This is a genomic window from Isoptericola chiayiensis (genome assembly GCF_013149805.1).
Lineage (GTDB): Bacteria > Actinomycetota > Actinomycetes > Actinomycetales > Cellulomonadaceae > Isoptericola > Isoptericola chiayiensis.
In genome coordinates this window covers 1-12,968 of sequence record NZ_JABEZT010000008.1, presented here as the reverse complement: position 1 = coordinate 12,968, position 12,968 = coordinate 1, and the positions used below count along the sequence as shown (strand labels likewise).

Sequence of the window (12,968 nt, the reverse complement as noted above, 5' to 3'; positions counted from 1 at the left end):
CGACCGCATCGCCGGGTGTGATGCGGAGCATAGTGCCGGCGAGGGCGTTCTGCGCAAACCGCTCAGTCCGGGCGGGACCCCCCGTCGACCCCGGTCGGTGCCGGGTCGTCGTCGAAGGCGGGCAGGCCGTCGATGCTGATGCGGTTCTTCGCCCGACGGTAGTCGGCCTGCCCCTCGAGTCCCTTGCGCTCCATGAACGGCGGCAGCAGGTCCCGCTCCCCCCTGTGCTCGTAGCGCGGCACGCCGTACCCGCACGAGTCGGACACCCGCTGCACGTCGACGACGACGACCGCCCGGGCTCCCCGCCGCTCGTCGAACAGCGTGACGAGCCGGTCGAACTCGGCGTCGTACAGACTCACCACCCGGCCAACCCCGTGCAGACGAACGATGTTCGGCGGCCCGTCGAAGGCGCAGAACATCAGGGTGATGCGGCCGTTCTCGCGCAGGTGCGCGATGGTCTCGGCACCCGACGCCGTGATGTCGAGGTACGCGACCGTCCGGTCGTCGAGGACCACGAACGACCCGTCGATCCCCTTGGGCGAGAGGTTGACCCTGCCGTCGGCGGCCAGCGGGGCGGTCGCGACGAAGAAGACGTGCTGGGCCCTGAGGAACTCGCGCATCCGGTCGTCGATCCGTTCGTGCACTGTGCCCATGCCGTCATCCTGGCACGGCCGGGACCCGGGCGGGCGCCCTCGGGTGGCCGCGACCGTATCTCGGCCGCGACGTCATGGCGCCGGTCTCAGTCCGTCGAAGGCGGTTCCGCGGGCACGTCCAGCTCGCGGGCCGCCTCGCTGATCCGGGCCGCGAGCGCCGCGTCGCGGTCGCTGAGCCCACCGACGTCGTGCGAGACGAGGCGGACCGCCACCGACGGGTAGCGCAGGTCGACGTCCGGGTGGTGGTTCGCGGACTCGGCCAGCTCGCCGATGGCGTCGACGAGCTGGACGCCGGTCGCGAACGAGCCGGTGGCGAAGACCGCGGCGGCGACGCCGTCGAGCACCTGCCAGTCCTGGGTGCCGTCGGCGGCGTGGAACTGCTCCGAGGTGATGGTGTCGCTCATCCCTCCACGCTAGGCCCGGTGCCGCGGCCACGCGCGGGGGTCAGGCGAGCACGGCGCCGGTCGAGGCGGACTGCACGAGCTTGGTGTACTTGGCGAGCACGCCGCGGGTGTAGCCGTGCGGGACGGGCTGCCAGTCGTCGGTGTGCCGGGCGGCCAGCTCGTCGGCGTCGACCAGGAGGTCGAGCGTCTTGGCGGCGACGTCGAGGCGGATGCGGTCGCCGTCGCGCACGAACGCGATCGGTCCGGCGTCGACGGCCTCCGGGGCGATGTGCCCGACGCACAGCCCGGTGGTGCCGCCGGAGAACCGGCCGTCGGTGACGAGCAGCACGTCCTTGCCGAGCCCGGCGCCCTTGATCGCGCCGGTGATGGCCAGCATCTCGCGCATCCCGGGGCCGCCCTTGGGGCCCTCGTAGCGGATGACGACGACGTCCCCGGCGGTGATCGTGCCGTCCTCGAGCGCGTCGAGGGCGTGCCGCTCCCGCTCGAACACGCGGGCGGTCCCCTCGAAGACATCGGAGTCGAACCCGGCGCTCTTGACGACGGCGCCCTCGGGCGCGAGCGACCCGTGCAGGATCGTGATCCCGCCGGTGGGGTGGATCGGCTGGTCGAGGGCCCGCAGGATCTTGCCGTCCGGGTCCGGCGGGGCGATGTCGGCCAGGTTCTCGGCGACGGTGCGACCGGTGACCGTCAGGCAGTCGCCGTGGATCAGCCCGGCGTCCAGCAGCGCCTTCATGATCACGGGGACCCCACCGATGCGGTCGACGTCGTTCATCACGTACCGGCCGAACGGCTTGAGGTCGCCCAGGTGCGGCACGCGGCTCGCCACCCGGTCGAAGTCCTCGAGCGTCAGCTCGACCTCGGCCTCGTGGGCGATGGCCAGCAGGTGCAGCACGGCGTTCGTGGACCCGCCGAACGCCATCACGACGGCGATGGCGTTCTCGAAGGCCTCCTTGGTCATGATGTCGCGGGCGGTGATGCCACGGCGGAGCATCTCGACGACGGCCTCGCCCGAGGCGTGCGCGAAGGAGTCGCGACGACGGTCGGCCGACGGCGGGGCGGCGGAGCCGGGCAGGGACATGCCCATCGCCTCGGCCACCGAGGCCATGGTGTTGGCCGTGTACATGCCGCCGCAGGCGCCCTCGCCGGGGCAGATGGCACGCTCGATGCGGTCGACGTCGTCGCGGGACATCAGCCCGCGCGAGCAGGCGCCGACGGCCTCGAAGGCGTCGATGAGGGTGACGTCCTTCTCCGTGCCGTCCGACAGCTTCACCCAGCCGGGCATGATCGAGCCGGCGTAGAGGAAGACGCTGGCCAGGTCCAGGCGGGCGGCGGCCATCAGCATGCCGGGCAGCGACTTGTCGCAGCCGGCGAGCAGCACCGAGCCGTCGAGGCGTTCGGCCTGCATGACGGTCTCCACGGAGTCGGCGATGACGTCCCGGGAGACCAGCGAGAAGTGCATGCCCTCGTGGCCCATCGAGATGCCGTCCGAGACGGAGATCGTGCCGAACTCCAGCGGGTAGCCGCCGCCGGCGTGCACGCCGTTCTTCACCGCGCCGCCGAGCCGGTCCAGCGACAGGTTGCAGGGCGTGATCTCGTTCCACGAGCTCGCGACGCCGATCTGCGGCTTGTCCCAGTCGTCGTCACCCATGCCGACGGCGCGCAGCATGCCGCGCGACGCGGTGGCCTCCAGGCCGTCGGTGACCTGGCGGGAGCGGGGCTTGAGGTCGGGCGTGGTCCGGTCGTCGGTGCTCGTCATGTCCCCAGGCTAGGGCCGACGGCGGCACCCGGCCCGGCAGGTCACCGGCGCGCGGCCGGGCGTGCCCAGATGCGCGCGGTGCTGCGCACGCTCCCGGACTCGAACGGCGTCACGTCTCCCGTGGGCTCGTAGCCGAGCGCACGCCAGAAAGGCGCGGCCACGTCACGGTTGGTGTCGACGACGGCGAGACGGAGTCGGGAGATCTCCGGCCACCGCGCGACCCGCTCGACCGCGTCGTGGCGGCGCGGCGCCCGCCCGAGGACGCGGCGGGAGTAGCCGCCGTCGTCGGCGAGCAGCAGCTCGACCGCGTCGACGTCCTGCGCCGTGGGATCGACGACGCGCACGGTCAGCGACGCGCGACCAGCGAGACGTCCCGCACGGCACCCTTGTCGGCGCTGGTCGCCATGGCGGCGTAGGCCTGCAGCGCCGGGGAGACGTAGCGGTCGCGGTCCTTCGGCTGCCACGGGTGCTCCGAGGCCTCCATCGCGGCGCGACGCTCGGCGAGTACCTCGTCCGGGACGTCGAGCCGGATGGAGCGCGAGTCGACGTCGATCTCGATCTCGTCGCCGTCCTCGACCAGGCCGATGAGCCCGCCGGCGGCGGCCTCCGGGGAGACGTGCCCGATGGAGATGCCGGACGACCCGCCAGAGAAGCGTCCGTCGGTGATCAGCGCGCACACCTTGCCCAGCCCGCGGCCCTTGATGAAGGAGGTCGGATAGAGCATCTCCTGCATGCCCGGCCCACCGGCGGGCCCCTCGTAGCGCACCACGACGACGTGCCCGGGCTCGACCTGCTTGGTGAGGATCTTCTCGACCGCCTCGTCCTGCGACTCGCACACGAGCGCCCGACCCCGGAAGTGGAACACGTCGGGGTCGACGCCGGCGGTCTTGAACACGGCGCCGTCCTCGGCGAGGTTGCCGCGCAGCACCGCCAGGCCGCCGTCGACGGTGTAGGCGTGCTGGACGTCGCGGATGCAGCCCTCCGCGGCGTCGGTGTCGAGGGACTCCCACCGGTTCTGCGTGGAGAAGGCCTGCGTGGTGCGCACCCCGCCGGGAGCGGCGTGGAACAGCTCGAGGGCGCGTTCGGTGGCCTTGCCACCGCGCACGTCCCAGTCGTCCAGCCACTCCTGAAGTGTGGGGGTGTGCACGCTGGACACGTCCTTCTCCAGCAGGCCGGCCCGGTGCAGCTCGCCCAGCAGCGCGGGGATGCCGCCCGCCCGGTGGACGTCCTCCATGTGGTAGTTCGGGTGGTTCGGCGCGACCTTGCTCAGGCAGGGCACCCGGCGCGAGATCTCCTCGATGTCGGACAGCGTGAAGTCGACCTCGGCCTCCTGCGCAGCGGCGAGCACGTGCAGCACCGTGTTGGTCGACCCGCCCATCGCGACGTCGAGCGCCATCGCGTTGGCGAACGCCTCCTTGGTGGCGATCCCGCGCGGCGCCGCGGTGTCGTCCTCGCCGTCGTAGTACCGGTTCGCCAGCTCGACGACGGTGCGCCCGGCCTCGAGGAACAGCTCCTTGCGCGCGGCGTGCGTGGCGAGGGTCGACCCGTTGCCCGGCAGGGACAGGCCGAGCGCCTCGGTGAGGCAGTTCATGGAGTTCGCCGTGAACATCCCGGAGCAGGACCCGCAGGTGGGGCAGGCGTTCTCCTCGACCTTCGCCAGCGCCTCGTCGGAGACGTTCTCGTCCGCGGAGTAGTTGATGGCGTTGATGAGGTTCAGGTTGGTCCTCGCCACGCCGTCGGCGACGACGGCCTTGCCGGCCTCCATCGGCCCGCCGGAGACGAAAACCACGGGGATGTTGAGCCGCAGCGCCGCGTTGAGCATGCCCGGGGTGATCTTGTCGCAGTTCGAGATGCACACCAGGGCGTCCGCGCAGTGCGCGTTGACCATGTACTCGACCGAGTCGGCGATGAGGTCGCGGCTCGGCAGCGAGTAGAGCATGCCGCCGTGACCCATCGCGATGCCGTCGTCGACGGCGATGGTGTTGAACTCCTTGGCCACTCCCCCGGCCTCGCGGATGGCTCCCGCCACGAGGTCGCCCATGTCCTTGAGGTGCACGTGCCCCGGGACGAACTGGGTGTACGAGTTGGCGATCGCGACGATCGGCTTGCCGAAGTCCTCCGACCCCATCCCCGTGGCGCGCCACAGGGCGCGGGCTCCGGACATGTTGCGGCCGTGGGTCGACGTGCGCGAACGCAGGGGGCGGCTCATCTGTCTGCTCCTTCGTACCGGTTCACGTGCGTGACGTGAGCGACGTTCGGAGGGCACACTACGCCGTCGTCGACCGACCGCCCCGACCGGTCCGCGAGGTGGTCCTACGGGAACTCCCCTACGCGTCTCACCACCCGGGACGAATCCCTACGCAGCACCGCTCAGATCGCCCGTCCTGCCTGGTCAGGGAGCGCTCCCGCTCCGCACGCTGCTCGGCGTCGCAGCACATCCCGACCAGAGACGAGGACACCATGCACGAGACCGCCACCACCCACGCCCCGACCGATCCGACGAGCGGGCCCGTCAGCTCCCCGGCAGCACGCCGGGCCCTCGCGTGCTGCCGGCTGCTGCTCGGCGTCGTCTTCCTGTGGCCCGCGCTCGACAAGGTCTTCGGACTCGGCCACGCCACCACCCCCGAGCGGTCGTGGATCGCCGGGAGCTCCCCGACCGCCGGCTACCTCACCCACCTCGACACGCCGCCGGCCGCGCTGTTCGCCGCGCTCGCCGGACCCGTCACCGACGTGCTGTTCGTCGCGGCCATGGCCGGCACCGGGCTGGCGCTCCTGCTCGGCATCGGACTGCGGGTCGCCGCCGTCGCCGGTGGACTCGTGATGGCGATGCTGTACCTGGCGGCATGGCCGTTCGCCGCCGGGTCGCACAACCCGGTCGTGGACGAACACCTCGTGTACGTGGGCCTCCTGGCCGCTCTGGCCCTGACGCGGTCGGGCGACACCTGGGGTCTCGGTCGTGCGTGGGCTGACTCCGGGGTCCCGGGAGCCCGGACCTGGATGCGCTGAGCGTGCCGTGACCGGGCGGGGCCGCGCGTGCCGGACCCGGCCGGTCACGCTCCGGCGGTGTGCACGCCCTCCGCCTCGTCGGCCGCCCGGATGTGCCGCATGACCCACGGCGACAGCGCCCACATCAGCCCGGCGACCGCCAGCGCCACCACGCCGATCCAGCCGAAGTAGGCGGTGTCGGAGACGTCGGCGGTCGCCTGGACGAGCTGGGCGGTGATGGCCTGGCCGGAGGCGTTGGCCAGGAACCACAGCGCCATCGCCTGCCCGCGGAACGCCTGCGGCGCGAGCAGCGTCGTCGCCGCCAGGCCCACCGGGGACAGGCACAGCTCCCCGAGGGTCTGCACGACGTAGACGACGATGAGCACCCACGCCGGGGCACGGTCGTCGCCGACGACGGCGGACGCCCCGGACAGGAACAGGAACGACAGCGCCGCCAGCGCGAGCCCCATCGCGAACTTGTACGGCGTCGGCGGACGCCCGCCCGTGCGCTGCCACAGCCAGGCGAACACGGGGGCGAGCAGGATGATCGAGGCGGGGTTGACCGACTGGAAGAACGCGGGGCTGACCTCGAGGCCGAGCACCGTCAGCTCGGTGCGGTCCCGGGCGAACGTCGTCAGCGTCGTCGCGGCCTGCTCGAAGATCATCCAGAACAGCATCGCGGCGACGAACAGGGGGATGTAGGCCAGCAGGCGCGGCCGCTCGGTCGCCAGGACCTTCGGCGACCGGTACATGATCACGAAGTACACGACCGGGGTGACCAGGGCGAGGTAGCTCAACGCGTCGACGAACGTGGTGCCGCCCCACGACCCGGTGACGACCACGGCGATCAGGTAGATCACGGCGACGCCGACGACGACGAGGGCGAGCATCCGCGCGATCCCGGCGCGCTCCTCGGGCTGGACCGGGTTGGGCACCGCGTCACCTGCGCCGTGCAGGTGACGGCGGCCGAGGACGAAGAACACCAGGGCGATCGCCATCCCGACCGCGGCGACCGAGAACCCGGCGTGGTAGCCCCAGACGCGCTGGACCGTCCCGACGATCAGGGGGGCGAACAGCGAGCCGAGGTTGATGCCCATGTAGAAGATCGAGAAGCCGCTGTCCCGGCGCGGGTCGTCGCGGTCGTAGAGCTCGCCGACCATCGCCGACACGTTCGGCTTGAGCAGGCCGGTGCCGAGCGCCACGAGGACGAGCCCGAGCCAGGTGAAGGACTCCTGCGGGATCGCCAGGGACACGTGGCCCGCCGCGATCACCACGCCCCCGTACAGCACCGAGCGCCGGGCGCCGATGACCCGGTCCGCGAGCCAGCCGCCCACGATGGACAGCAGGTAGACCGAGCTGCCGTAGACCGAGCCGATGGCCTCGCCGGTGGTCTCGTCGTACCCGAGCCCGCCGTTGACGACGGCGTCGGTGATGTAGAGCACCAGGATGGCGCGCATCCCGTAGTAGCTGAACCGCTCCCACAGCTCCGTGGTGAACAGCGTCATCAACCCGCGGGGCTGGCCGAAGAACGCGCGGTCGGCCGAACGCTCGGACGCTGCGGGCTGCTCGCCGTCGGACGCACTCATGGACAAACTCTGGCACCGGACCCGCTGACCTGCGACCGGACGGTTCGGCGTCCCCCTGTGCGATCGTCCGTCCGCCCGTACCGTGGGGGCCATGCCGACGTCCGTGATGTGGTTCCGCCGCGACCTGCGCCTCGCCGACAACCCCGCGCTGGTCGCCGCGGTCGAGGCCGCCCGGGACGACGACGCCGACGTCGTCGGCCTGTACGTGCTCGACGACGCGCTGTGGTCGCGCGCGGGCGCCAACCGGCTCGCCTACCTGCTGGACTCGCTGCGCGCCCTGGAGGAGGCGTGCGACGGGCGGCTGGTGATCCGCCGGGGCGACCCGCACGACGTCGTGCCCGCCGTCGTGCGCGAGGCCGGAGCACGGGAGGTGCACGTCGCCGCCAGCCACGAACCCTACGGCCGACGGCGGGACGACGGCGTCGAGGAGGCGCTCGGCCGGGACGGCGCCGCCCTGGTGCGCACCGGGTCGGCCTACGCCGTCTCCCCCGGTCGCCTGCTCACCGGGTCCGGCACCCCGTACCGCGTGTTCACCCCGTTCCGGAACGCCTGGCTGGACCACGGCTGGCCGTCACCGGCCCGCCGGCCCCACGAGATCCCCTGGGCCGCGCTGGACGGCGACGACCTGCCGGACGGTCCGGAGCCGACCGCGCACCTGCCGCGCGCCGGTGAGGAGGCCGCCCGGCGGCGCTGGCACGACTTCGTCCGCGACGGGCTCGCGGAGTACGACGCCGGGCGTGACCGACCGGACCGGGCCGGGACGTCGGCGATGTCGGTGCACCTGCGCTGGGGCGAGATCCACCCGCGCACCATGCTCGCCGACCTCGCCGCCGCGCAGCACGACGGCGCCCCGTCCGACGACGTCGCCACCTTCCGCTCCGAGCTCGCCTGGCGCGAGTTCCACGCCGACGTGCTCCACCACCGGCCGGCAGCCCGGACCCGGTCGGTGCGCGTCGTCGTCCCCGAGGACTCCTGGACCACGGGCGAGCAGGAGAGCCGATGGTTCGACGCCTGGGCCGCGGGGCGGACCGGCTACCCCTTCGTCGACGCGGGGATGCGCCAGCTGCTGGCCACGGGGTGGATGCACAACCGCGTCCGGATGGTCGTGGCGTCGTTCCTCGTCAAGGACCTGCACGTGCGCTGGCAGCGCGGCGCCGAGCACTTCATGGCGCACCTGGTGGACGGCGACGTCTCCCAGAACCAGCTCAACTGGCAGTGGGTGGCCGGCAGCGGGTTCGACGCCGCGCCGTACTTCCGGATCTTCAACCCGGTCACCCAGGGCGAGAAGTTCGACCCCGACGGGGTCTACGTGCGGCGCTGGGTGCCCGAGCTGGGCGACGTGCCCGGACGGGCGGTGCACCAGCCGTGGAAGCTCGACGCACCGCCCGCCGACTACCCGGAGCCGCTCGTCGACCACGCCCACGAGAGGCGGGTCGCTCTCGACGACTTCCAGCGGGCCAAGGACTAGCCCGCGGCTGCCTGCAGGTCGCGGAACTCGTCCTCCAGGACGCTCATCACGATCGCGTCCGCCCAGGAGTCGCCGTCCCGGTAGACGTCGCGCAGGCGTCCCTCCTCCACGAAGCCGAGCGACGCGTACAGCGCCTTGGCCCGCGGGTTGATGCTGAGCACGTCGAGGCCCACCCGGTGCAGGCGCGGGCCGCCGTCCTCGCGCGCGGCGTCGAACGCGAACCGCAGCACGTGCTCGATCGCCTCCCGCCCGTACCCGCGGCCACGGTAGTCGGGCAGCATCTGCAGGCGCAGGTTCGCGCTGCGGCTGACGGGGTCGATCTCGTTGAGCACGATCTCGCCGATCAGCTCGTCGCTGACCGGCTCGCCGTCCCGGACCGCGCCGGGCACGATCGCCCAGTCCAGGCGACCGTCCCGGTCGGCGACGCTCGCCGCCCAGTCGTCGATCTGCTCGCGGCTGAACGTCGCCGTCGTCCCCGTCAGGCGCATGCCCTCGGCGTCGTGCAACGACTCCCAGAGCCGGTCGGCGTCACGGGCCTCGATCGGCCGCAGCCGCACCATCTCCCCTGCCAGAACCGGCGGCCTCAACTGCCGATCCTCTCCAGGATCAGCTCGCGCACGCGCTTGGCGTCCGCCTGCCCCTTCGTCGCCTTCATGACGGCGCCGATGATCGCCCCCACCGGACCCTGGTTGCCGCCACGGACCTTCTCGACGACGTCCGGCTGGGCTGCCAGCGCCTCGTCGATGGCGGCGAGGAGCGGACCGTCGTCGGAGACCACCTCCAGGCCCCGGGCAGTCACGACCGCCTCCGGGTCGCCCTCACCGGCGAGCACGCCGTCGAGCACCTGTCGGGCGATCTTGTCGTTGATGCGACCGTCGTCGACCAGCCGCTGCAGCTCGCCGATCTGGGCCGGGGTGATCGGCAGCTCGGCCAGCTCGACCTCGTCCTGCTTGGCCCGGCGGGCCAGCTCGCCCATCCACCACTTGCGCGCGGCGGCCGGCGTCGCACCGGCGGCGACGGTGGACTCGATGAGCTCCACGGCGCCCGCGTTGACCACGTCCCGCATCTCGGCGTCGGCGTAGCCCCACTCGATCTGCAGCCGACGGCGGCGGGCCTGAGGCAGCTCCGGCAGCGTGGAACGGATCTCCTCGACCCACTCGCGCGACGGTTCGACCGGCACGAGGTCGGGCTCCGGGAAGTAGCGGTAGTCCTCGGCGTCGGACTTCACGCGGCCCGACGTCGTCACACCCGTGTCCTCGTGCCAGTGCCGCGTCTCCTGGACGATGGCGTCGCCGGCGTCGAGCACGGCGGCCTGGCGCGAGATCTCGTGCCGCACCACGCGCTCAACGGACCGGAACGAGTTCACGTTCTTGGTCTCGGTGCGGGTGCCCAGCGGGTCCTCGGCGGTGGGCCGCAGGGAGACGTTGACGTCGGCGCGCACGTTGCCGCGCTCCATGCGCGCCTCGGAGACGTCGAGCGCCCGGAAGATGTCCCGCAGGGCCTGGACATAGGCGCGGGCGACCTCCGGAGCGCGGTCACCGGCACCGGTGATCGGCTTGGTGACGATCTCCACCAGCGGGATGCCGGCCCGGTTGTAGTCCACCAGCGAGTACTCGGCGCCGTGGATCCGCCCCGTGGTGCCGCCGACGTGCGTGTTCTTGCCGGCGTCCTCCTCCATGTGGGCGCGCTCGATCTCGACCCGGTGGACCGTGCCGTCCTCGAGCTCCACGTCGAGCCAGCCGTCGAACGCGATCGGTTCGTCGTACTGGGACGTCTGGAAGTTCTTCGGCACGTCCGGGTAGAAGTAGTTCTTCCGGGCGAACCGGCACGACTCAGCGATCTGGCAGTTCAGCGCCAGGCCGATCCGGATGGCGTACTCCACGGCCGTGCCGTTGACGACGGGCAGCGCGCCGGGCAGCCCGAGGCTGACGGGCGTCGTCTGCGTGTTGGGTTCGCCGCCGAACTCCACCTCGGCCGCGCAGAACATCTTGGTGCGGGTGCCGAGCTCGACGTGCACCTCGATGCCGAGCACCGGGTCGAACCGTCGGACCGCGTCGGCGTAGTCGACCAGCTGGGTCACAGTCATCTCCTTCGTGGGTCCGTCAGCCGAGCTCGGGTGCACGGTCGAGCAGGGGGCCGCCCCAGGACTTCTCGAGCGCCGCCTCGAGCGCGGCGCCGACGCGGTACAAGCGGTCGTCGGCCTTCGCCGGGGCGAGGATCTGGAACCCCGTGGGCAGCTCGGCGCCCCCCTCGGGCGGCGCCGTCAGACCGTTCGGGACCGAGATGCCCGGGATGCCGGCGAGGTTGGCCGGGATCGTCGCGACGTCGTTGAGGTACATCGCCAGCGGGTCGTCGAGCTTCTCGCCCAGCCTGAACGCCGTCGTGGGCGCCGTCGGGGACACCAGCACGTCGACCTGGCCGAAGGCCGCGTCGAAGTCCTGCTGGATGAGCGTTCGCACCTTCTGCGCGCTGCCGTAGTAGGCGTCGTAGTACCCGGCGCTCAGGGCGTAGGTACCGAGGATGATGCGGCGCTTGACCTCGTCGCCGAAGCCCGCGCCCCGGGTGGCCGCCATGACGCGTTCCGCCGTGACCGGCCCCTCCTCGGGCTCGACCCGCAGCCCGAAGCGCATCCCGTCGAACTTGGCGAGGTTGCTGGACGCCTCGGCCGGCAGGATCAGGTAGTAGGCCGCCAGCGCGTACTCGAAGTGCGGGCACGAGACCTCGACGACCTCCGCGCCCGCGGCACGCAGGATGTCCAACGACTCGTCGAAGCGAGCCTGCACGCCCTCCTGGTAGCCCTCGCCCTGCAGCTCAGTCACCACGCCGACGCGCACCCCGGACAGGTCGCCCGCGGCGCCCTGCCGTGCAGCCTCCACGAGGTCCGGCAGGGGCTCGTCGATGGAGGTCGAGTCGCGAGGATCGTGCCCGCCGATGAGCTCGTGCAGCAGCGCCGAGTCCAGCACCGTGCGAGTCACCGGGCCCGCCTGGTCCAGGCTCGAGGCCAGGGCGATCAGGCCGTAGCGCGACACGCTGCCGTAGGTGGGCTTGACGCCGACCGTGCCGGTGACGGCACCGGGTTGGCGGATCGAGCCGCCCGTGTCCGTGCCGATCGCCAGCGGCGCCTCGAAGGAAGCCAGCGCGGCCGCGGAGCCGCCGCCGGACCCGCCGGGGATCCGCTCGAGATCCCAGGGGTTGTGCGTGTTGCCGTATGCCGAGTGCTCGGTGGACGAGCCCATCGCGAACTCGTCCATGTTCGTCTTGCCGAGGATCGGCATGCCGGCGGCACGGATCTTCTCGACCAGCGTGGCGTCGTACGGCGGGATCCAGCCCTCGAGGATCTTCGATCCCGCGGTGGACGGCTGGCCCTTGGTCACGACGACGTCCTTGACGGCGATCGGGACGCCCGCGAGCGGGTGGAGGTCCTCGCCGGCCTCCCGGCGGGCGTCGACGTCACGGGCCGTGGCGAGAGCGGCGTCGGCGTCGACGTGCAGGAACGCGTGGATCGCGCCGTCGACCGACACGATGCGGTCGAGGAAAGCCTGGGTCAGGTCGACGCTGGTGATCTCGCGGGCGCGCAGCTTCTCCGCGAGCACGGCCGCGGACAGGCGGGTCAGGTCGGTCATCTCAGTCCTCCCCGAGGATCTGCGGGACCGCGAACCGGCCGTCCTCCGCGTCCGGGGCGCCGGCGAGCACGTCCTCGACCGGCAGCGCCGCGACGGGGACGTCCGGGCGGAACACGTTGGACATCGGGAGCGGATGGCTCGTGGCAGGGACCTCGGGGGTCGCGACCTCGCTCACCTTGGCGATGGACTCGACGATCACGTCGAGCTCGCCGGAGAGCCGGTCCAGCTCGTCTGGGCGCAGCTCGATCCGCGCCAGCGCGGCGACACGCGCGACCTCGTCACGGGAGATGGTGGACATGGCCGCCAGTCTAGTGGCCGCTCGGGCCCGCCGAGCCGTGCTGGGGCACCGATCCTGTGAACTACGCCCGCGGTAGTTCGCCCTGCCTCGTGGCACCTCCGGGTAGCAGTCAGGCCCCCCGCACCTGGTGGTGTGGGGGGCCTGCTGTGAAGGGTGTCCGGCGGCGTCCTACTCTCCCACCCCGTTTCCAGGGCA

At 72.2% G+C, this 12,968-nt stretch carries 12 protein-coding genes; 2 read left to right on the top strand and 10 right to left on the bottom strand.

All coding sequences use genetic code 11. The features are described 5' to 3' along the window. Positions 1–62: 62 nt before the first annotated feature. The 5 genes from HDG68_RS13545 to ilvD (HDG68_RS13525) all read right to left on the bottom strand — a co-directional run bounded on the left by HDG68_RS13545 (position 63) and on the right by ilvD (HDG68_RS13525) (position 5,022). The gene (locus HDG68_RS13545; RefSeq protein ID WP_172152979.1) at positions 63–653 is read right to left on the bottom strand and encodes a pyridoxamine 5'-phosphate oxidase family protein; all 591 of its coding nucleotides are present in this window, start codon (positions 651–653) and stop codon (positions 63–65) included. An 86-nt stretch (positions 654–739) separates the two neighbouring features. Continuing rightward, the gene (locus tag HDG68_RS13540; RefSeq protein ID WP_172152977.1) at positions 740–1,057 is read right to left on the bottom strand and encodes a 4a-hydroxytetrahydrobiopterin dehydratase; all 318 of its coding nucleotides are present in this window, start codon (positions 1,055–1,057) and stop codon (positions 740–742) included. Positions 1,058–1,097: 40 nt separating this feature from the next. Continuing rightward, positions 1,098–2,813 (bottom strand): dihydroxy-acid dehydratase, encoded by a 1,716-nt coding sequence (gene ilvD, locus HDG68_RS13535; protein WP_172152975.1) that lies wholly within the window; start codon positions 2,811–2,813, stop codon positions 1,098–1,100. A 41-nt stretch (positions 2,814–2,854) separates the two neighbouring features. After that, the gene (locus HDG68_RS13530; protein WP_172152973.1) at positions 2,855–3,157 is read right to left on the bottom strand and encodes a hypothetical protein; all 303 of its coding nucleotides are present in this window, start codon (positions 3,155–3,157) and stop codon (positions 2,855–2,857) included. 2 nt (positions 3,158–3,159) lie between these two features. Continuing rightward, a complete protein-coding gene (ilvD, locus tag HDG68_RS13525) occupies positions 3,160–5,022 on the bottom strand; it encodes a dihydroxy-acid dehydratase (RefSeq protein WP_172152971.1) in 1,863 nt (620 codons plus the stop codon). A 251-nt stretch (positions 5,023–5,273) separates the two neighbouring features. Here ilvD (HDG68_RS13525) and HDG68_RS13520 point away from each other — a divergent pair, with 251 nt between their 5' ends. Next, positions 5,274–5,819: a DoxX family membrane protein gene (locus tag HDG68_RS13520; protein WP_172152969.1), complete on the top strand. Its 546-nt coding sequence runs from the start codon at positions 5,274–5,276 to the stop codon at positions 5,817–5,819. A 44-nt stretch (positions 5,820–5,863) separates the two neighbouring features. Here HDG68_RS13520 and HDG68_RS13515 read toward each other — a convergent pair whose 3' ends face one another. Next, positions 5,864–7,384: a peptide MFS transporter gene (locus tag HDG68_RS13515; protein WP_172152967.1), complete on the bottom strand. Its 1,521-nt coding sequence runs from the start codon at positions 7,382–7,384 to the stop codon at positions 5,864–5,866. Between the two features lie 91 nt (positions 7,385–7,475). On the opposite strand from HDG68_RS13515, the gene HDG68_RS13510 reads away from it, so the two are divergent. Next, positions 7,476–8,852, top strand: a complete 1,377-nt coding sequence (locus HDG68_RS13510; protein ID WP_172152965.1) for a cryptochrome/photolyase family protein — start codon at positions 7,476–7,478, stop codon at positions 8,850–8,852. Here HDG68_RS13510 and HDG68_RS13505 read toward each other — a convergent pair. Genes HDG68_RS13505 through gatC form a run of 4 tightly spaced genes read right to left on the bottom strand, consistent with a single transcriptional unit; the run spans position 8,849 to position 12,773 of the window. Further along, positions 8,849–9,439 (bottom strand): GNAT family N-acetyltransferase, encoded by a 591-nt coding sequence (locus HDG68_RS13505; protein WP_172152964.1) that lies wholly within the window; start codon positions 9,437–9,439, stop codon positions 8,849–8,851. The genes HDG68_RS13510 and HDG68_RS13505 overlap by 4 nt on opposite strands. Beyond that, positions 9,436–10,938 carry an Asp-tRNA(Asn)/Glu-tRNA(Gln) amidotransferase subunit GatB gene (gatB, locus tag HDG68_RS13500; RefSeq protein WP_172152963.1) on the bottom strand — a complete coding sequence of 501 codons (1,503 nt, stop codon included), beginning with the start codon at positions 10,936–10,938 and terminating at the stop codon, positions 9,436–9,438. Before gatB ends, HDG68_RS13505 begins: the two co-directional genes overlap by 4 nt. Before the next feature lie 16 nt (positions 10,939–10,954). After that, positions 10,955–12,475: an Asp-tRNA(Asn)/Glu-tRNA(Gln) amidotransferase subunit GatA gene (gene gatA / locus HDG68_RS13495; protein WP_172152962.1), complete on the bottom strand. Its 1,521-nt coding sequence runs from the start codon at positions 12,473–12,475 to the stop codon at positions 10,955–10,957. A 1-nt stretch (position 12,476) separates the two neighbouring features. Then, entirely contained in the window at positions 12,477–12,773 is a 297-nt protein-coding gene (gene gatC / locus HDG68_RS13490; protein ID WP_172152961.1) for an Asp-tRNA(Asn)/Glu-tRNA(Gln) amidotransferase subunit GatC, read from the bottom strand. Positions 12,774–12,968 lie beyond the last annotated feature (195 nt).